This is a genomic window from Ideonella sp., assembly GCF_035254525.1.
GTDB lineage: Bacteria > Pseudomonadota > Gammaproteobacteria > Burkholderiales > Burkholderiaceae_C > Ideonella.
Map to the genome: position 1 here is coordinate 1 of NZ_DATFAN010000064.1, position 18999 is coordinate 18999.

17 protein-coding genes are annotated in these 18999 nt (G+C 71.3%); 4 read left to right on the forward strand and 13 right to left on the reverse strand.

Annotated features, from left to right (window positions below; genetic code table 11):
- The 7 genes from ccmC to VJ693_RS06035 all read right to left on the reverse strand — a co-directional run.
- Window positions 1–673 (reverse strand): heme ABC transporter permease CcmC (gene ccmC / locus VJ693_RS06005; RefSeq protein WP_324152601.1); only part of this gene is annotated, 673 nt, incomplete at its 3' end.
- Between the two features lies 1 nt (window position 674).
- Window positions 675–1328, reverse strand: a complete 654-nt coding sequence (gene ccmB, locus VJ693_RS06010; RefSeq protein ID WP_324152602.1) for a heme exporter protein CcmB — start codon at window positions 1326–1328, stop codon at window positions 675–677.
- Window positions 1325–2026 (reverse strand): cytochrome c biogenesis heme-transporting ATPase CcmA, encoded by a 702-nt coding sequence (gene ccmA / locus VJ693_RS06015; RefSeq protein WP_324152603.1) that lies wholly within the window; start codon window positions 2024–2026, stop codon window positions 1325–1327. The genes ccmB and ccmA overlap by 4 nt, the downstream gene beginning before the upstream one ends.
- Window positions 2016–4223 (reverse strand): outer membrane protein assembly factor BamD, encoded by a 2208-nt coding sequence (gene bamD, locus VJ693_RS06020; RefSeq protein WP_324152604.1) that lies wholly within the window; start codon window positions 4221–4223, stop codon window positions 2016–2018. The genes ccmA and bamD overlap by 11 nt, the downstream gene beginning before the upstream one ends.
- A gap of 25 nt (window positions 4224–4248) precedes the next feature.
- Window positions 4249–7479, reverse strand: a complete 3231-nt coding sequence (locus VJ693_RS06025) for a cytochrome c3 family protein (RefSeq protein WP_324152605.1) — start codon at window positions 7477–7479, stop codon at window positions 4249–4251.
- Complete coding sequence (locus tag VJ693_RS06030; protein WP_324152606.1) at window positions 7479–9317, reverse strand: cytochrome C; 1839 nt, start codon at window positions 9315–9317, stop codon at window positions 7479–7481. The genes VJ693_RS06025 and VJ693_RS06030 overlap by 1 nt, the downstream gene beginning before the upstream one ends.
- 7 nt (window positions 9318–9324) lie before the next feature.
- Window positions 9325–10218: a hypothetical protein gene (locus tag VJ693_RS06035; RefSeq protein WP_324152607.1), complete on the reverse strand. Its 894-nt coding sequence runs from the start codon at window positions 10216–10218 to the stop codon at window positions 9325–9327.
- A 150-nt stretch (window positions 10219–10368) separates the two neighbouring features.
- On the opposite strand from VJ693_RS06035, the gene nudB reads away from it, so the two are divergent.
- From nudB to VJ693_RS06055, 4 genes are all read left to right on the forward strand, one after another.
- On the forward strand, window positions 10369–10854 hold the full coding sequence (nudB, locus tag VJ693_RS06040) for a dihydroneopterin triphosphate diphosphatase (protein WP_324152608.1): 486 nt from the start codon (window positions 10369–10371) through the stop codon (window positions 10852–10854).
- Window positions 10851–11678, forward strand: a complete 828-nt coding sequence (locus tag VJ693_RS06045) for an endonuclease/exonuclease/phosphatase family protein (protein WP_324152609.1) — start codon at window positions 10851–10853, stop codon at window positions 11676–11678. The genes nudB and VJ693_RS06045 overlap by 4 nt, the downstream gene beginning before the upstream one ends.
- Before the next feature lie 195 nt (window positions 11679–11873).
- Window positions 11874–13157, forward strand: coding sequence for a cardiolipin synthase ClsB (clsB, locus tag VJ693_RS06050; protein ID WP_324152610.1), 1284 nt, complete (start codon window positions 11874–11876; stop codon window positions 13155–13157).
- Between the two features lie 5 nt (window positions 13158–13162).
- Window positions 13163–13699 (forward strand): class IV adenylate cyclase, encoded by a 537-nt coding sequence (locus VJ693_RS06055; protein ID WP_324152611.1) that lies wholly within the window; start codon window positions 13163–13165, stop codon window positions 13697–13699.
- A gap of 33 nt (window positions 13700–13732) precedes the next feature.
- Here VJ693_RS06055 and VJ693_RS06060 read toward each other — a convergent pair whose 3' ends face one another.
- From VJ693_RS06060 to hutC, 6 genes are read right to left on the reverse strand one after another with little or no spacing between them, the layout of a single operon-like run.
- Window positions 13733–14131 (reverse strand): DUF805 domain-containing protein, encoded by a 399-nt coding sequence (locus VJ693_RS06060; protein WP_324152612.1) that lies wholly within the window; start codon window positions 14129–14131, stop codon window positions 13733–13735.
- 7 nt (window positions 14132–14138) lie between these two features.
- Window positions 14139–15539, reverse strand: a complete 1401-nt coding sequence (locus VJ693_RS06065) for a formimidoylglutamate deiminase (RefSeq protein ID WP_324152613.1) — start codon at window positions 15537–15539, stop codon at window positions 14139–14141.
- Complete coding sequence (gene hutG / locus VJ693_RS06070; RefSeq protein ID WP_324152614.1) at window positions 15536–16360, reverse strand: N-formylglutamate deformylase; 825 nt, start codon at window positions 16358–16360, stop codon at window positions 15536–15538. Before hutG ends, VJ693_RS06065 begins: the two co-directional genes overlap by 4 nt.
- On the reverse strand, window positions 16357–17613 hold the full coding sequence (gene hutI / locus VJ693_RS06075; RefSeq protein WP_324152615.1) for an imidazolonepropionase: 1257 nt from the start codon (window positions 17611–17613) through the stop codon (window positions 16357–16359). The genes hutG and hutI overlap by 4 nt, the downstream gene beginning before the upstream one ends.
- A 48-nt stretch (window positions 17614–17661) precedes the next feature.
- Entirely contained in the window at window positions 17662–18234 is a 573-nt protein-coding gene (locus VJ693_RS06080; protein ID WP_324152616.1) for a HutD family protein, read from the reverse strand.
- A complete protein-coding gene (gene hutC, locus VJ693_RS06085; protein ID WP_324152617.1) occupies window positions 18231–18959 on the reverse strand; it encodes a histidine utilization repressor in 729 nt (242 codons plus the stop codon). The genes VJ693_RS06080 and hutC overlap by 4 nt, the downstream gene beginning before the upstream one ends.
- Between the last annotated feature and the right edge of the window lie 40 nt (window positions 18960–18999).

The window sequence follows — 18999 nt, forward strand, 5'->3', positions numbered from 1 at the left end:
AGAACGCGAAGGTCATGAGCAACATGGCCGTGAGCATGGTCTGCGCCATCTTCGGCGCGGCCGTCATGCTGATCGTCGCGCCCTGGTGCAGCGTGTTCCACCATTTCACCGAGAAGTAGATGATGGGCACGTTCACCGCCCCCACCACCGCCAGCAGCGCGCCAGCCTTGTCGGCCCGGCGGGTGTCGTCGATCGCGTTGACCAGGGCCAGGAAGCCCAGGTAGAGGAACAGCAGGATCAGCTCCGAGGTCAGCCGCGCATCCCAGACCCACCAGGTGCCCCAGGTCGGCTGGCCCCACAGCGCGCCGGTCCACAGCGCGATGGCGGTGTACAGCGCACCGGACGGCGCCAGCGCCCGCGCCAGCCGCGAGGCCATGCGGGCCTTCAGGACCCAGCCGATCACGGCCCAGAAGGCGATCGCGAGGTAGCAGACCATCGACAGCCAGGCGGCCGGCACGTGGATGAACAGGATGCGGTAGGCCTCGCCCTGGGTCGCGTCCGTCGGCGCGACGACGAAGCCGACGTACATGCCGGCCAGGCCGGTCATCACCGCGATGGCCCAGCACCAGGGCGCCAGCACCGCGGCCAGGCGGTCGAAACGCGCCGGCGAGGCGAACATGGTCCAGCGCCGGGGCGGGGCGGCGTCGGCAGGGGAGGTCGTGGACAGAGTCATGTCATTCCATGGCGATGCGCAACGCGGCGGCGGTCAGCGGCGGCACACCCAGCGCGGTCAAGATCAGCAGTGCAGCCTGCAGCGACAGCCCGGCCTCGGCCGGCTCGCCGTTCAGCGCGGCCAGCACCGCGCCGCTGCCGAAGACCAGGGTCGGCATTGCCAGCGGCAGCACCAGCAGGAAGACCAGCGCGCTGCCGTGCCGCAAGCCCAGTGCCAGCGCCGCGCCCAGGGCGCCGAGCAGCGCGGTGACCGGCGTGCCGAGCAGCAGGCTCAGGACCAGCGCGCCGACCGCCGGGCCGGGCAGCCCGAAGGCCAGGCCGGCCAAGGGGGCCAGCAGCACCAGCGGCGCGCCGCCCAGCAGCCACTGGCCGGCGATCCGCTCGACGACCAGCCGGGTGAGCGAACGCCGGCCGAGCAGCATCTGCTCGAGCGAGCCGTCGGCCAGGTCGGCACTGAACATGCCGTGCATGGCCAGCAGCATCGCCAGCAGCGCGCAGACCCAGACGACGCCCGGCGCCACCCGGCGCAGCAGGGCCGGCTCGGCGCCGATGCCAAGCGGGAACAGGCTCACGGCGGCGATGAAGAAGGCGAGCGGCAACAGCCAGCCGATGCGATGGCGGGCGGCGGCGCGCAGATCGCGCGCAAGGAGGTTCATCCGGCCATCGTCTCATGGTTGGCCACCGCGCCCGCCGTGCTGAGCGGCCCCGCGGGCGCCAGCTCGAACTCGCGCAGCACGCGGCTGGCCAGCGGGGCATGGCTGGTCATCAGCACGGCGCCGCCGCGCTCGGCATGGGCGTCCAGCCAGGCGGCGAAGCGCGAAACGCCGTCGGCGTCGAGCGCATCGAGCGGCTCGTCGAGCAGCCAGGTGCGTGGCTCGTCGTCGAGCATCAGGCGGGCCAGCGCCGCCTTGCGCCGCTGCCCTTGCGACAGCGTGGCGACGAAGTGGTCGAGCCGCCCGGCCAGGCCGACCTGCTCCAGCGCGCGGGCGATGCACTCGCGGCTCGTGCGCAGCGACTCGACCCCGTCGGTATGCAGGCCGGCGAGAAAGCTGATGGCCTCGCCGACACGCAGCTCGGCCTTCAACGCGTTGGCGTGGCCGATGTAGCGCAAGCGCCCGCGCTGCGCCGGCGACAGCGCATGCACCGGCGTGCCATCGAAGCGCGCTTCACCTTCGGCCGGCCGCACCAGCCCGGCCAGGATGCGCAGCAAGCTGGTCTTGCCGCAGCCGTTGGGCCCGCGCAGCCACAGCGCCTGCCCCGGCTCGAGCCGCAGGTTCAGGCCCCGGAACAGGCGCCGCCCGCCGCGCCGGCAGGTGAGGTCGGTGGCGACGAGCGCCCCTTGCTCAGAAATCAAGTCGGTACCCCAAGGAGTAGTACAGCCGGGTCGAATTCTCGTTCTGTTGTGCGCTCTTCGTGTCGCTGGCCTCGACATTCATGTCGCTTTCGACGACCCACTTCTCGCCGCCGCGCCAGGTCACGCGCAGGCCGGGCGACCAGCGGGTGGTCTGCACGCCGTTCGGCCCGTCCTGCTGGTAGAAACGCAACGAGGGTTCGAGCTGCCAGCGCTCCGACAGGACCGACAGGTGGTTGTACGACGCCAGCCAGCCGGTGTAGGTGGGGCCCTTGACGGCGGTCAAGTTGAACACATGGGTGTCGCGCTCGGAATAGAGGTTGGTGCCGATGGCCTGCAGCGAGCCGGTCCAGATCTCGCCGGTGGCCGGAATGCCCTCGGGCAGGATGCCGGGCACCGGCAGGATCGCGCCGACACTGGTCATCCGCAGGTCGGCGCCGATCTGCCAGTGCGGATTCAACGGGGTCGTGACGCCGAGCAGGCCCTGGGTGGAGTAGGCCGTCGTGTCGACCACCTGCTGGCGCAGGAGTTCCAGCGTCTTGCCGGCGGCCAGCAGATCCTGCAGCCGGCGCGGCATCACGGCGATGTTCGGGTCGGGAAAGAACAGCGCATTGCCCAGCATCAGCATCGGCGTCGCGCGGCGGTCGTACAGCACATTGACGACGGTGTTGTCCTCGCTCGTCCAGGTGCCCTGCACCGACGCGATGTTGATGCCCTGCAGCGTGGTGTCGTACTCGAACTGCGAGAACACCGAGACGCCGGGCTGGAAGAAGCGGATGTCGGCGCCGACCGCGCGGCGGTCGACCTCGCCGTCGATCGTCTGCTGGATCGCATAGGCGCTGGCGCCCAGGCCAGGCACGATGGCCTCGGCGTCGAGCGAGGCCCCGTAGAACTGGCGCCGGGTGTCGAGCAGCTTTTCGGTCGGCTGGCCGGCGACCACGTTGATCTTCCACTTCGGCACGAAGCTCCACCCCAGCAGCGCGCCGTCGAAGCGGCCGAGCACGCCGCCGCCCAGGCCGGACTGCCGGCCCAGCCGGGCCGACAGGCCCGGGCCGGTTTCCTTCCAGTCGAAGTACAGCGCGGACAGCCGGTTCTCGTCGGGCCGGTCGGGCATGAAATCGTTGGTGAAGGCGTCGCGGAAGACGAAGCGCAGGTCGCGGTCCTCGTCCTTCATGCGCCAGTTCACGTCCACGCTGGTCAGCAGCTGCTTCTGGTCGATCGCGTCCAGCGTGTCCTCGGAGATCACGACCGGGATCTGGCCTTCGAGCGGCGTGTCCTTCAGCTGCGTGCGGGTCTTGGAGTTGCCGCCGTAGTAGTACTGCGACAGCGCTCCGATCAGCATGGTGTTGTCCTTCTTGCGCTCGGGCGTCGCTTCGGCCGTGCCAGCCGTGGGCGTGGCGGCGCCGGCCGGCAGGCCGGCCAGCATGATGCGCGCCTGGTCGGCGTCCGGCCCTTCCGGGTAGAGCTGGAGGAACAGCTCGAGCTCGCGCCGCGTGCCGGCGAGGTCGCCATCGGCCAGCCGGGCCTGCGCGATCAGCGCCTGGGCTTCGCGGGTGTGGCTGTTGGGCGGCAGGTTCAGCGCCTCGTTCAGCGATTCGACGGCGAGCCCGTTCTGGCCCTTGGCGAGCGCCTCGCGGGCCTGGGCCATCAGCTCGGCACCGCGCGCTTCGACCTGTGCGTCGAGCGAGGCCGGCGCCGCCACCGCGGCCGGGGTGATCGGGGCGGGCGTCGGCGCCGCCGCGGCCGGCTTCGGCGCCGCGCCGAACGCCGTGGCCCCCAGGCCCTCGAGCACGACCTCGATGCTGCGCCGGTCGGCGCCGCCGCGCACCTTGAATTTCGCCGGCGGCACCAGCCGGACGACGAGGCGGCGATCGAGTTCGCCGCTGCTGCCGCCCTCTTCGGTGATCGTCAGGCGCGGGATGCCATCGCCACCGATCGTGCGCCGCTCACCCTCGATGAAGCGCGGCTTGTCGCGGCTGGGCACGACGTCGTAGACGATCTGCACCAGGTCGTTCGAGCTCGCCGCCACCGCGCGGCGGTACTGCACGGGAACGTTGAAGCGCACGACGACGATCGCATCGGCGCCCTCGCGGCGCAACTCGACGTCTTCCATCACTTGGGCCCGCGCGCCGACGGCGGCGACGGCCAGGGCGATGGGTGCCAGCCGCGCGACCAGCGCGGCGGGGTCTGCAAATCTCATGGTCCCTTTTCCCTCTTCCTCTGACTCAATCCCACTCGACGTAGGTCTTGCCCTTGGTGCCCAGCGGGCGGTGGCAGCCGGACTCCGAGCAGTCCAGCGGCGTGCGGTTACCCGACTCGTGGGTGAGCGACTTGCGCTCCATGTTCCCGAGGTAGTTGGTGCCGCTGGCGTGGCAGCTCTTGCACCAGCCGGCCCCGCCCCCGAGGCTGCCGTTGTGGTTCATGCGCATCGAGCCCCAGCTGGTGGTCGTCGTGTGGCAGGCTTTGCAGTCCATCGTTCCGCCGTTGAGCAATTGCGCCTCGGGGATGTGGTTGGTCGGCTTGGCCTGCAGGCCCTGGCTCACGTAGGTCGGGATGTGGCAGGTCTTGCAGGCCTGCGCGGACAACGCCGAGTGGTTGGTCGTCACGGCCGTGCCCCAGGCGGCCTGCGACTTGTGGCAGCCGTCGCACTTGACCGTCGCGACCTGGATCGGGATGTGGTTGGCCGGCTTGCCCCCGGCGACGTTGCCGTTGTGGCAGCCGTCGCAGGTGCCCGAGCCGACCTGGTTGTTCGGCGCGTGCTGGTACACCACGACCGTCCAGCTGCTGGTCGATTTGTGGCAGCTCTCGCAGGTCGTCACCCCCACGTGCAGCGAATCGGCCGGCTTGCCGCGCGCGCCGAGGTAGGCGCCGGTGTGGCAGGTCGCGCACTGGTTGCTGATCGTGTAGTAGCTGTGGACGCGGCCCGGGTTCCACGAGGTGTAGCCGCTCTTGTGGCAGCCATCGCAGTTCGCGGTGGCGGTCACGGTCACCAGCGCATACGGCACGTGGTTGCCCGGCTTGCCGTCGGCCGGCGGGTAGGTGCCGGTGTGGCAGCTCGCGCACTGGTTCACCACCACGACCTGGGTGTGGTTCCACTTGGTCGGCTTCCATGCCGTCACGCTGTGGCAGCTGTAGCAGTTCGTCGCGCCGACGGGAATGTGCGTGGCCGGCTTGCCGGTCGCGTTGCTGCCGTTGTGGCAGCTTGCGCAGTTGGTGCTCTGGTTGTAGGTGGAGTGGTCGACCTTAGCGTCGGTCCAGCTGGTGGTCGACTTGTGGCAGGTCTCGCAGGCGGTGACGTTGGCGTGGGTCTGGTCGGCCGGCTTGCCGCGCGCGCCGAGGTAGGAACCGGTGTGGCAGGTCGAGCAGTAGGTGCTGACGCTGTAGTACGCGTGGTAGCGGGAGGGGCTCCACGAGGCGTAACCGCTCTTGTGGCAGCCGTCGCAGTTGGCCGCAGCCGAGGGCGGCACCAGCGCGTACGGGATGTGGTTGGCCGGCTTGCCGTCGGCCGGCGGATAGGTGCCGGTGTGGCAGCTCGCGCACTGCGCGGTCACGACGACCTGGGTGTGGTTCCACTTGGTCGGCTTCCATGCCGTCACGCTGTGGCAGGCATAGCAGTTCGTCACGCCCACCGGGATGTGCGTGGCCGGCTTGCCGGTCGCGTTGCTGCCGTTGTGGCAGCTCGCGCAGTTGGTGGTCTGGTTGTAGGTCGAGTGGTCGACCTTGGCGTCGGTCCAGCTGGTGGTCGACTTGTGGCAGTTCTCGCAGACGGTGGCGTTGGCGTGGGTCTGGTCGGCGGGCTTGCCGCGCGCACCGAGGTACGAGCCGGTGTGGCAGCTGGCGCATTGCGCGCTGACCGCGTAGTAGGCGTGGTAGCGGGCAGGGTCCCACGCGGTGTAGCCGGCCTTGTGGCAGCCATCGCAGTTGGCGCCGGCCGACACGGCGATCTGCGTGTACGGGATGTGGTTGGCCGGCTTGCCATCGGCCGGCGGATAGGTGCCGGTGTGGCAGCTCGCGCACTGGGCGGTGACGACGACCTGGGTGTGGTTCCACTTGGTCGGCTTCCAGCCGGTCACGCTGTGGCAGCTGTAGCAGTTGGTCGCGCCGACCGGGATGTGGGTGGCCGACTTGCCGGTCGCATCGCTGCCGTTGTGGCAGCTGGCGCAATTGGTGGCCTGGTTGAAGGTCGAGTGGTCGACCTTGGCGTCGGTCCAGCTGGTGGTCGACTTGTGGCAGTTCTCGCAGACCGTGGCGTTGGCGTGCGTCTGGTCGGCCGGCTTGCCGCGCGCGCCTAGGAAGGAGCCGTTGTGGCAGCTCGCGCAGTTGGTGCTGACCGCGAAGTTGGCGTGCAGGCGCCCCGGGGTCCAGCTCGCATAGCCGGCCTTGTGGCAGGCATCGCAGTTCGCCGAGCCGGCGCCGGGCACCTGGGTGTAGGGGATGTGGTTGGCCGGCTTGCCGTCGGCGGGCGGGTAGGTGCCGGTGTGGCAACTGGCGCACTGCGCCGTGACGACGACCTGGGTGTGGTTCCACTTGGTCGGCTTCCAGCCGGTCACGCTGTGGCAGGCGTAGCAGTTGGTGGCGCCGACCGGCATGTGGGTGGACGACTTGCCCGTGGCATCGCTGCCGTTGTGGCAGCCGGCGCAGTTCGTCGCCTGGTTGTAGGCCGAGTGGTCGACCTTGGCACCGTCCCAGCTGCTGGTCGATTTGTGGCAGCTGTCGCAGGCGGTGGCGTTGGCGTGCACCGCATCGGCCGGCTTGCCGTCGGCGGGCGGGAAGCTGCCGTTGTGGCAGCTCGCGCACTGCCCGGCGACCACGAGCTGGGTGTGGTTCCAGCTCGACGGTTTCCAGGTGTTGGTGTTGTGGCAGCTGATGCAGTTGGCCGCGCCGACCGGCATGTGGGTGGCCGGCTTGCCGCTGGCGCTGCTGCCGTTGTGGCAGCTCGCGCAGTTGGTGGCGACGGTGAAGCCGGCGTGGTCGGGCTTGGCGCCGGTCCAGCTACTGGTCGTGTGGCAACTGTCGCAGGCCGCGGTGGTCGGGAGGTGGTCGCGCGGCTTGCCGCTGGCGATGCTGCCGTTGTGGCAGCTCTGGCAGCTGCCCGGCGCGATGCCGGCGTGGTTGAAGCGTGCACCGGCGAAGCGGCGCGTGTCGTGGCAGGTGTCGCAGGCGGCGGAGGTCACCACGTGCTGGTTCGGCATCACGGTGTTGTTGCGGGCCAGCCGCGCGCCGGCGGTGTGGCAGCTTGCGCAGTCCTTGGGCGTGCCCTTGAAGATGCCGTTGACGTGGCAGGACTCGCAGCGCTCGTTGGCGTGCGCGCCGGTCAGCGCGTAGCCGGTGCTGACGTGGTCGAACTGGCGCGACGTGGTCGTCTGGGCGTGCGCGGGCAGGCTGAGCATCAGGCTCAACCACAGCGCGAGCAACAAAAGCCAGCAGGCGGAACCGGCAAGAACGAGTCGGCGCATCACGGTCGGGCTCCCAAGTTCGCTGGACCACCCGGTGCACCAGGGCGGCGCGGGCGCAGCGTCTTCCAGTTGTCGTTCGTATGGCAGCTGTCGCAGACGGGGCCGAAGGCGCCGTCGTGGGCGTCGTCGCCGCGGTGGCAGGCGAGGCATTCGCGCCCGACCTCGGCGATGGCCTTGCCGGCCGGTGCCGGCGCCCGGTGGCATGCGGCGCAGGCGGCCTTGGCATGGGCGCCGTCGAGCCGCCAATGGGCCTGGCGCTCGTGGTCGTAGCGCACCAGCGGCCAGGCGCGGGCGTTGTGGCAGTTTTCGCAGCGCGCGCCGAGGCCACCCTTGTGCTTGTCTTCTTTCTTGTGGCAGGCCAGGCAATCCTTCGCCGCGTCGCGGTAGCGCAGGTCCGCGTGGCAGCTCTTGCACTCGACCTTCAGGTGCGCGCCGACCAGCGCGAAGCGCGCGCGGGCGTGGTCGAAGCGCGTCTCGCGCCAGCGTTGCTCGTTGTGGCAGCTCTCGCAGTGGGCGTCGAGCTGGCCCTCGTGCTTGTCGTCCTTCTTGTGGCAGGCCAGGCAGTCGGTCGGCGTGTCGCGGTAGTGGGTCAGGTCCGCATGGCAGGCCTTGCACTCGGCCTTGACGTGCCCGCCGCGCAGCGGGTAGCGCGTGGTGCCGTGGTCGAAGCGCGGGATCTTCCAGGTGCGCTCGCCGTGGCAGGCGCCGCAGGCTTCACCCAGCGTCGCGCGGTGCTTGTCGTCGGCGCGGTGGCAGCCGATGCAGGTGCGGGGCACGTCGCGGTAGGCGGCGTTCTTGTGGCAGGCCTTGCACTCGATGTCGTCGTGCTTGCCCAGCAGCGGGAAACGGCTCTTGTCGTGGTCGAAGCGGCCCACGCTCTTCCAGCCGCTTTCCTGGTGGCAGGTGGCGCACTCGGTGCCCAGGCTGCCCTTGTGGGTGTCGTCCTTCTTGTGGCAGGCCAGGCAGTCCGTGCCGAGCTTGTCGCGGTACAGCGTGCCGGTGTGGCAGTCGTCGCACTTGACGTTGCGGTGCTTGCCGCGCAGGGCGTATTTGGTGTCCGCATCGTGGTTGAACAGCGCGGCGCGCCAGGACTTGGCGTCGTGGCAGCTGTCGCAGCGTTCGCCGTAGCGGCCCTTGTGGCCCTTCTTGAAATCGTCGTCCTTGTGGCAGCCGACGCAGGCCTTGGGCGCCTCGGTGTAGGGCTCGCCCTTGCGGTGGCAGGCGCTGCACTTGGCATCGACGTGCTTGCCCGTCAGCGCGAAGCGGGTCGTCGAGTGGTCGAAGCGGCCGGGAAGGATTTGCGCCCAGCGGTCCTCGCCGTGGCAGTCGGCGCACTTCGGGCCCAGGCTGCCCTTGTGGACGTCGTCCTTCTTGTGGCAGGCCACGCAGTCCTGCGCCGCCTCGCGCCAGCGCTTGCCGGCGACGTGGCACTTGGCGCAGTCGTCGACCTTGGCGTGCGCAGCGCGCAGCGGCCAGTCGGTCAGCTGGTGGTCGAAGGCACGCTTGTCCAGCGGGGCGATCTGCACGTCACGCCCCTTGTGGTCGGTGTGGCAGCTGCGGCAGGCCTGCGGCTTCTGCTTGCCGTGCAGGCCCGCCTTGGCCTTGAGGTCGGCCGCCACGTCCTTGTGGCATTCGAGGCAGCGGCCGTCCTGTGCCGCGCGGTCGAAGCGCACGTGGCAGTTCGCGCACTGGTCCTCGACCTTGGCGTGACCGCGGATGACCGGCCCGGGCGACAAGGCCGATTCCAGGCCCTGCGCCGAGGCGAGCGACGCCGCGGCGGCCAGCACGGCCGCCGCGGCATGGCGCAACAAGGTGGCAGCGCAGCGCGTCCATTCCATCGGCTGCTCAGTACGCGTGCACGGCAACGACGTGTGCGATCGCGCAGGCAACCATCACGTAGACGAAGGGCAGGTGCAGCACATGCCACAGCGCGAACAGCCGCTCCCAGGCGCGCAGCTGCACGACGCCCAGCGTCTGCTCGATGTGCAGCGTCGTCTGCCGTCGCCAGTGGGCGCGGATCTGGCGGCGGCGCTTGGCCTCGAGCGTCTGCGGCGCGGCGGCCAGCGCTTGGTCGATCAGGCTGCGCACGTCGTGTCGCGCGCTGCGGGCCGCCCGCGCGCTGGCCCACAGCAGCGCCAGCGCATTGCCCGCCGGCGCCGTCAGCGCCGCCTGCTCGAAGCCGAACAGGCGCTCGCGGACCAAGGGCGCCAGCGACAGCGAGACGGCCAGCTTCTCGTGGGTCGCCTCGAGCTTGGCGCGCAGCTCGGCCAGCTCGGCGTGGCGGCCGTCGAGCCCGCGGTGCACGTGGCCGTAGAGGTAGCGGCCGACCACGCCGCTGGCCGCGACGATCAACATCGAGAACAGCGCCACCGCCGCGTTCATCGAGCCGATGCGGAAGTTGCAGTGCACGAGGATCAGCCAGGGCCCGGCCACCCCCATCAGCATGTGGAAGACGAACCAGTGGCGCGTCGCACCCAGGTGGCGCAGCGCCGGCACCCGCTTGCGCAAGGGGTAGACGAACAGCGCCAGCATCGCCGCCCCGCCGGCGACACCGATCCAGTAGCCGGCGTCGGAGCCGGCATCGAGCTGCAACGCCCGGCCGGCCACCCAGGCCGAGGCGACGACCAGCAGCGTCCAGGCCAGCGGCTGCACGGCACGCCACCAGGCGCGGGCCGTGGCGGGGCTGGTTGCAGGCCGCGGCGGGTTCGAGGGCGACAGGGATTGGGGGAGGGCAGACATGGCGAATGTAAATGTGCAATATGCACATTAAGAGCCATCAGTCTACCGAAGGCGGCTTGGCGATTTCTTAAGGCAGGCCGCCGGAACGGTGTCCAGGTGTGACGATCGACCCCGCCCGACACCACGAAAGCACTGCACTACCATCCACCCATGGCCGCCCCCGCCCGAGCATTCAAGATCCCCGAGTCGGTTCTGGTCGTCATCCACACGCCCGCACTGGACGTGCTGCTGATCGAGCGCGCCGACGCCCCGGGCTTCTGGCAGAGCGTGACCGGCTCGAAGGACCGGCCGGGCGAATCGCTCACCGAGACCTGCATGCGCGAGGTGCAGGAGGAGACCGGCATCGAGATCGGCAGTTCGGCGGTTCCCTTGAGCGCACTGGCGGACTGGCGGCTGGCCAATCGTTACGAGATCTATCCGCGCTGGCGGCACCGCTACGCGCCGGAGGTGACGCACAACACTGAACACGTGTTCGGTCTGAGCGTGCCGGCCGGCACGCCGGTGCAGCTGGCGCCGCGCGAGCACACGCAGTTCGCCTGGCTGCCCTGGCGCGAGGCGGCCGACCGCTGCTTCTCGCCGTCCAACGCCGAGGCCATCCTGCTGCTGCCGCGTTTCATGGAGTCCGTCTCGACATGAATGCCCGCGTCACCCGGCCGCCGCTCGGCCTGGCCTCCACCACCACCATCAGCACCGACTTCACCTCGCAGGTGCTGCGGGTCGCCACCTACAACATCCACAAGGGCGTGCGGGGTGTCGGCCCGCAGAAGCGGCTGGAAATCCATAACCTCGGCCTCGGCATCGAGGCGCTGGATGCCGACCTGGTGTTCCTGCAGGAAGTGCGGCTGTTCCATGCGCGCGATGCGCGCCGCTTCGACCAGACCTGGTTCGGCTGGCCCGAAGAGGGCCAGGCCGAATTCCTCGCCCCGCAGGGCTACGAATCGGCCTATCGCTCCAACGCCATCACCCGCGACGGCGAGCACGGCAACGCGCTGCTGTCGCGCTGGCCGCTGGGCGACGTCGGCCACCATGACGTGTCGGACCACCGCTTCGAGCAGCGCGGCCTGCTGCACGTGCCGGTCAGCTGGCAGGGCATGAAGATGCACGCGGTGGTGGCGCATTTCGGCCTGATCCACGCCAGCCGGGTGCGCCAGGTGCAGCGCCTGGCCCGCTTCATCGAGGCCGAGGTGCCCGCCGGCGAGCCGGTGCTGGTGGCGGGCGATTTCAACGACTGGGGCGAGCGGCTGGACAAGCTGATGCACGTGATCGGCCTGGAGCGCGCCGTGGCCCCCGAAGGCCAGCGCGATGCCCGCGTGACCTTCCCGTCGCGCGTGCCGGTGTTCGCGCTCGATCGGGTCTACATGCGGGGCTTCCGCTGCCTGTCGACGATGGTGCCGCGCGGCTCGGCCTGGGCGCGCATGTCGGATCACCTGCCCCTGGTCGCCGAGCTGGAGCCGGTGTGATGGGGCCCCCACGCCCCCTTCCGGGGGCTGCCCCCAGGGCCACGGAGGGGCCCTTCGGACCCCTGGGGCTCGCGTCGGGGGGACCGGCAGAGCCGGATCCGCGCACGCCGCTTGATGGGCGGCGGCTCCTGCGGAGCGCCTTGCTGGCTGGCGTGGCGCGCGGCAGGCCGTGCGCCGGGCGGTGGAGCAGCCGAGATGCCCTCTGAGGTCGACCGGCCGCCGCACCCTGCCGCCTGGTACGCCTTGCCGCAGCCGCAGTTCCTCGGTGGCAACGAGGCCGTGCTGCTGCGTGGTGGCGACGAGCTCTTTCCGGCGGTGATCGCCGCCATCGACGCGGCCCTGCACGAGGTCTGGTTCGCCACCTACATCTTCCATGACGACGCGGCGGCCGAGGGCGTGGCCCGCGCGCTGGTGCGCGCGGCGCGGCGCAAGGTGCGGGTGCGGGTGGTCGTCGACGGCTTCGGCACGCACCGCGCGCTGGGCCACCTGCAGCGCTGGCTGGCCGGCAGCGGCGTGTCGATGGTGGTGTTCCGCCCCGTCGAGCGCTGGTGGAACTGGCTGCAGCCCGGCCAGCTCCGGCGCCTGCACACCAAGCTGTGCGTGGTCGACGGCACGCACGGCTTCGTCGGCGGCATCAACGTCATCGACGACCGCAATGACCTGAACCACGGCTACGGAGAGACACCGCGGCTGGATTTCGCCGTCGGCCTGCGCGGGCCGGTCGTCGCGCCGATCGAGCAGACCGTGCGCGCGATGTGGACCCGCGCCGCCTTCGGCCACGACTGGCGCGCCGAGGTGCTGTCGATGGCGCGCAGCGCCGAGCCCCTGACGCAGGCGCGCCGGCTGCTCGGGCGGCTGCGCATCCTGCCGGCGGCGCCGCCGCCGGCGGCTGGCGACCAGCACCCGGTGCGCGCCGCCTTCCTGGTGCGCGACAACCTGCGCCAGCGCCGCTCGATCGAGCGCGCCTACATCGACGCAATCCGCGGCGCGGCGCACAGCATCGACATCGTCGTGCCCTACTTCTACCCCGGCCGCTCGTTCCGCCGGGCGCTGGTCAAGGCCGCGCGGCGCGGCGTGCGCGTGCGCCTGCTCCTGCAGGGCAAGCTGGACTACCGCTTCGCCGGGCTGGCGGCCCGCGTGCTGTACGACGAGCTGCTGGCCGAGGGCGTGCAGATCCACGAATACCAGCCGGCCTTCCTGCACGCCAAGGCGGCGATCGTCGACGAGACCTGGGCCACGCTGGGCAGCTCCAACATCGACCCGCTGTCGCTGCTGCTGAACCTCGAAGCCAATGTCGCGATCCTCGACGAGGGCTTCGCCGCGGAGCTGGCGCGGGCCTTCGAGCTCGCGCTGACGCAGTCGATCCAGGTCACCGTCGCGCCTTATCAGAAGGGTGCGCTGGCCGTGCTGGGCCGCGGCTTCGTGGCCTGGGTGGCGCACTGGTACCTGCGCATGGCGGGCCTGAGCGGACGATACTGAACGCCATGGCGCGCAACATCGAGATCAAGGCCCGCATCGCCGGCATCGAAGCCTTGCTGCCCGCGGTGCTCGCCGTGGCCACCGAGGGCCCGCGCGAGATCCGCCAGGACGACAGCTTCTTTCGCTGTGCCAACGGCCGGCTGAAACTGCGCGATTTCGGCGACGGCCGCGGCGAGCTGATCTTCTACCAGCGCGCCGACCAGGCCGGGCCGAAGACCTCGCACTACGTCATCACCCCGACGGCCGACCCGGCCGGCCTGCGCAGCGCGCTGCGCCAGGCCTGGGGCGAGACCGGCCGGGTGCGCAAGCGCCGCACGCTGGTCCTGGCCGGCCGCACCCGCATCCACCTCGACGAGGTCGAGGGGCTCGGCGCGTTCCTCGAACTCGAGGTCGTGCTGGCCGACGGCGAGGCGGCCGAAACGGGCGAGCGCGAAGCCCACGACTTGATGCGGCAGCTCGGCATCGCGCCGGCCGACCTCGTCGAGGGCGCTTACGTGGATCTGCTCGTCAGCGCGGCCGCCGGTCCGGCGGGCGGGGGCTAGCACGGCCGCTCCCCGCCTCTGGCCGACCAGCGACTAGGGCGCCGCCGGCGGCTCCGGGCCGAAGCGGTTCGGCCCGCGCGTGCCGCGCAGAAAGCCGTTGTCGACCAGTGCCCAGAGCTGGCCGATCAGCGGGATCAGCGCGATCAGCACCCACCAGGCGGACTTGTCGCGGTCGTGCCAGCGCTTGGCCGAGACGGCGATCGCGGGCCAGGCGATCAGCGCGTTGACGATGTACTCGGCCCGGTCCGGGTGGAACCCGGCGATCTCGAGCAAGGCCATCAGGACCATGCCGACCACCAGCAGCGCCAGCACGCCGTACAACCAGAAGCCGCGCCGGTTCACCCGACCGTGAAGGCCCAGGTAGAGCTGCGCGGGGGTCATGGCCTCGCCGAGGGGCGGCGGGGCGTGGTGGTGGATGGGCAGGGTGAACATCGTGGCCTCAGTATGCCGCGTCGACCCACAGGCGTTGCATCACCGAATCGAAGTGCGCCTGCCGGTCGTGGCTGCCGGGCTGCTGGTGCTCGCGCACGACCCAGTGGCCGGCGACCATCACGTCGCGCCAGGGCCGGCCTGGGCTGGAGAAGACCAGCGCATCGAGCAGGCGGCCCGACGGAATGCCGGTCAGGCTGGCATCGGCCAGGTCGACCACCAGCAGGTCGGCGCGCGCGCCGGGGTGGATGCCCCACAGCGCCTCGCCGGCCGCGGCCGCGCCGCCGTCGAGCGCGGCCTGCCACAGCCGCTCGGCGGTGGCCGGCTGGCCGGCCTCGGGCGCCGCGGCGACGTTGCGGCTGCGCAGGCCCAGGCGCTGGCCGTACTCCATCCAGCGCAGTTCCTCGCGCCAGGCGCGGGTGACCTGGCTGTCGGAGCCCACCGCCAGCGGCACGCCGGCGCGCAGCCAGGCCGGCAGATCGGTCAGGCCGTCGCCGAGGTTGGCTTCGGTGCTCGGGCAGATCACCGCCGTGCTGCCGCTGTGCGCGACGGCCATGATTTCGGCGCGGTTCACGTGCGTGGCATGCACCAGCTGCCAGCGCGCATCGAGCAGGCCTTGCTGGGCCAGCCATTCGACCGGGCGCAGGCCCGTGGTCGCCAGGCAATCGCGCACCTCGGCCAGCTGCTCGGCCACGTGGATGTGGATCGGCCCGCCGAAGCCCTCGGTCAACACCCGCAGGCGGTGGAGAGATTCGGGCCGCGCCGCGCGCAACGAATGGATCGCGACGCCGGCGTTCAGCCGCGGGTGGCCATGGCGCTGCACGGCCTGCGCGGCGGCCCAGACGTCGTCGGCATCGAAGTGGAAGCGTGCCTGGTCCGGCCGCAGCGCGGCTTGGGCGAAGCCGGCGCGCTCGTACAGCACCGGCAACAGCGTCAGCCCGATACCCACCTCGGCCGCGGCGTCGACCAGCGCGTGGATCATCGCGTGCCGCTCGGCGTAGGGCTGGCCATCGGGCCGGTGCTGCACGTAGTGGAACTCGCAGACCTGGGTATAGCCGCCGCGCAGCAGCTCACCGTACAGCTGCGCCGCGATCGCGCGCAACATGGCCGGGTCGACCGCGCCGGCGACGCGGTACATGCGGTCGCGCCAGCTCCAGAAATCGTCGCCCTCGGTTTCGCGCCGCTCGGCCAGGCCGGCGAAGGCGCGCTGGAAGGCGTGGCTGTGCGCGTCGACGAGGCCGGGCAGCACCGGGCCGGCGAGCTGCGGCACATCCTCGGGCGCCGGCGTGTCGGGCTGCACGAGCTGCCAGCGGCCCTGGCCATCGATCTCGAGCAGCACGGCCTCGCGCCAGCCGCCGGGCAGCCAGGCGCGCGGGGCCCAGAAGGTTTGCGCAGCGGGGGGCGTCGTCATGGTGCAGGTGTCCAGTCGAGCATCGTCTGCAGCAGCGCGTGCAGCACGGGCACGAGCTGCGCGGCGCGGGCCGGGTCGACCGCGTACGGCGGCGTCTCGGGCATGTAGGTCGACCAGCACATCTCGAGCTGCACCGCGTGCACGCCGCCTTCCGGCCGGCCGTAGTGGCGCGTGATGTGGCCGCCCTTGAAACGGCCGTCGACGACGTGGCTGAACGCATGCTGCTGGTCGAGCACGCGGGCCAGTGCCGCGCGCAGCGCAGGGGCGCAGCTGCGGCCCTCGGCGGTGCCCAGGTTCAGGTCGGGCAGCCTGCCCTCGAACAGCCACGGCAGCTCGCTCTTGATGCTGTGGCCGTCGAACAGCAGCGCGTGGCCGTGCGCGGCCTTCAGCCGCGCGAGCTCGGCGGCCAGTGCGTCGTGGTAGGGCTGCCAGTAGGCGGCGCGGCGCGCGTCGATGTCGGCCGGCGCGGGTGCGCGTCCCTCGCGGTAGATGGGCTCGCCGGTGAAGTGGCGCGTCGGGCACAGCTCGGTGTTGTTCGCGCCGGCGTACATCGGCGTGTTCTCGGGCGGGCGGTTCAGGTCGATCACGTAGCGCGAGTGGCGCGGCACGAGCAGGCTGGCGCCGAGCTCCTCGTGCGCGAAGGCGTAGAGCTGGTCCAGGTGCCAATCGGTGTCTTCGACCGCCAGCGCACGCTCGGTGTAGAGCGGCGCCAGCGTTTCCGGGATCAGCCGGCCGACGTGCGGCAGGCTGACCAGCAGCGGGGCGCGTCCGCGCAGCAGGCGAAAGACAGGGGTGTCGAAGGTGGTGGTGTCGTCGTTCATGCGGCGGTCGTGTCGATGGCCTGCCCGCCGGCGACCACGCCGAGGCAGCGCGGGTCGCCGAAGCGGTAGGCGAGTTCGTTCGGGTGGTCCACATCCCACAGCGCGAAGTCGGCGCGCCAGCCGGCGCGCAGCTGGCCGTGGCTGGCTTCGAGCCCGAGCGCGCGCGCGGCGTGGCGCGTGGCGCCGGCCAGCGCCTCTTCGGGGGTCAGGCGGAACAGCGTGCAGGCCATGTTCAGCATCAGCGGCAGCGACAGCGTGGGCGAGGAGCCGGGGTTGTGGTCGGTGGCGATCGCGATCGGCACGCCGGCGGCGCGCAGGGCGTCGACCGGCGGCAGCTTCGTCTCGCGCAGGTAATAGTAGGCGCCGGGCAGCAACATCGCCACCGTGCCGGCGGCGGCCATGGCGGCGATGCCGTCATCGCTGAGGTATTCGAGGTGGTCGGCACTCAGCGCGCGAAAACGCGCCGCGAGCGCGGCCCCGCCCGAGTCGCTCAGCTGCTCGGCGTGCAGCTTGACCGGCAGGCCGAGGCGCCGGGCCACGTCGAACACGCGTTCGATCTGCGCCGGCGTGAAGGCAATGCGCTCGCAAAAGCCGTCGACCGCGTCGATCAGGCCCTCGGCATGCCACTGCGGCAGCCAAGTGCAGACGGCGTCGATGTAGTCGTCGGCCTGGCCGTCGAATTCCGGCGGCAGCGCGTGGGCGGCCAGCGAGGTCGTGCGCACGGTGATCGGCAGCGCATCGCCCAGCCGGCGCGCGACGCGCAGGCAGCGGGCCTCGTGCTCGAGGCTCAGACCGTAGCCGGACTTGACCTCGACCGCCGTCACGCCGCCGGCCAGCAGCGTGCGCGCGCGCGCCAGCGCGGCCTCGAACAAGGCCTCGTCGGTCGCCGCGCGGGTGGCGGCCACGGTGGAACGGATGCCGCCGCCGGCGCGCGCGATCTCCTCGTAGCTGGCGCCTTCCAGGCGCAACTCGAACTCGCGTGCGCGGTGACCGCCGTAGACGAGGTGGGTATGCGCGTCGATCAGGCCGGGGGTGACGACGGCGCCATGCAAATCGTGCAGCTCGGCTTCGTGCACGGCCGCGCCCAGGCTGCGCAGCGCCGCCTCGGCGCTGGCGCACGCGCCGACCCATTCGATGCGCTCACCGCGCGTCAGCAGGTCGCCCTCGGGCAACCAGCCCCAGGCCGGCGTGCCGGGCTCGGCCGACATCGTGGCCAAGCGGCCCCGGCGCCACCAGCGCCAGGGGCCGGGCATCGGCGATTCGCGATGCGGAGTCGGGTGCATATTCGTTGACGTTTCAAGTTAGGTGCTGGCGAGCCACCAGGCCCGCGGTGGTTCCCCGGCGGCGGGCAACAGCCGCCACGAGCCGATGGGGGCATCGCTCCATGCGAGGCTGTGGGGCCGCAACGGCAGGGGGCTTTCGGTGCCCACGACGAGTTGCAGGCGCACGGCCGTGTACAGGCCGCGCCACCTCGCCGGCCCCGCCGCTTCGAGCGCGTCTCCAACGGCGCACAAGCAGGCCCGACCGGCGCCGGCCCGCACCATCAGGTTCAGATCGCGCGTCGGGCCGTCGATCAGGCGGCAGTCGGGCGCGTCGGCGCCGTCGAAGGCGAGTGGCGGGCTGTCGTTGTCGAGCACGTGCGCGACGGCGCCGAACCGAAGCGACACGCCGGCGCCATCGAGCACCGCGAAGCAGCGCTGCACACCCGGGTAGGCCGAGAACGGCCCGTCGCGCTCGATGTCGGCGACGCTGACGCGCAGCTGCCAATCGGCGCCGGAGCCGGCCGGCCAGGCCAGCAGCTCGCGCGTGACGCCGCCCCCGTTGCGCCAACGCTGCGGCGCGACCGACGCGAGCTCGACGACACGGACCGTCATGGCGTGAACTGCCCTTCGATGCCGTAGCGCGTGCCCGGGTGCACGAGCCGCGCGATCGTGATCGCGCGGTCGGTCGTGAAGGTGCGGCGCACGATGACCAGGCAGGGCTCGGTCGGCGCGATGCCGAGCAGCCGGGCCTCCTCCTTCGTCGGCCGTGCGGCCTCGATCGAGTACTGCGCACGCCACAGCGCGGTGGCTTCGAACAGGTAGTGGGTCGGGGTGGTCTGCGTGAAATCCTGTGCCAGGTAGCCGGGCGCGCAGGCCGGGTTCACGTAGCGGTCCTCGCATTGCAACGGCACGCCGTTCTCCAGGTGCACGATCAGCGTGTGGAACACCGGCGCGCCCGGCGGGAGCCCCAGCTGCCCGCCCAGGCCCTCGGTGGCGGGCACTTCCTCCTGCGCGACCACGCGGGCCTCGTGGCGGTGGCCGCGCTCGGCGATCTCGTCGTGCAGGTCGCGCAGCGTCAGCGTCGACGAGACCTTGTGCAACTGCGCGGCAAAGGTGCCCACCCCCTGCACGCGGTCGATCAACCCTTCCGCCTGCAGCTCGCGCAGCGCGCGGTTGACCGTCATGCGGCTGACGCCGAACTGCGCGACGAGCTCGGCCTCCGAGGGCATCAGCACCCCTGGGGCCCAGTCGCCGGCAGCCAGGCGGCCCTTGAGGTAGTGCTTGACCTGTGCGTAGGGCGCTGTGCCGGCAGGCGGCGACGAGGCAGTGGAAACCATGAGGCGGGATGCTACTTGCCTAAACTTGTCTAGACAAGTA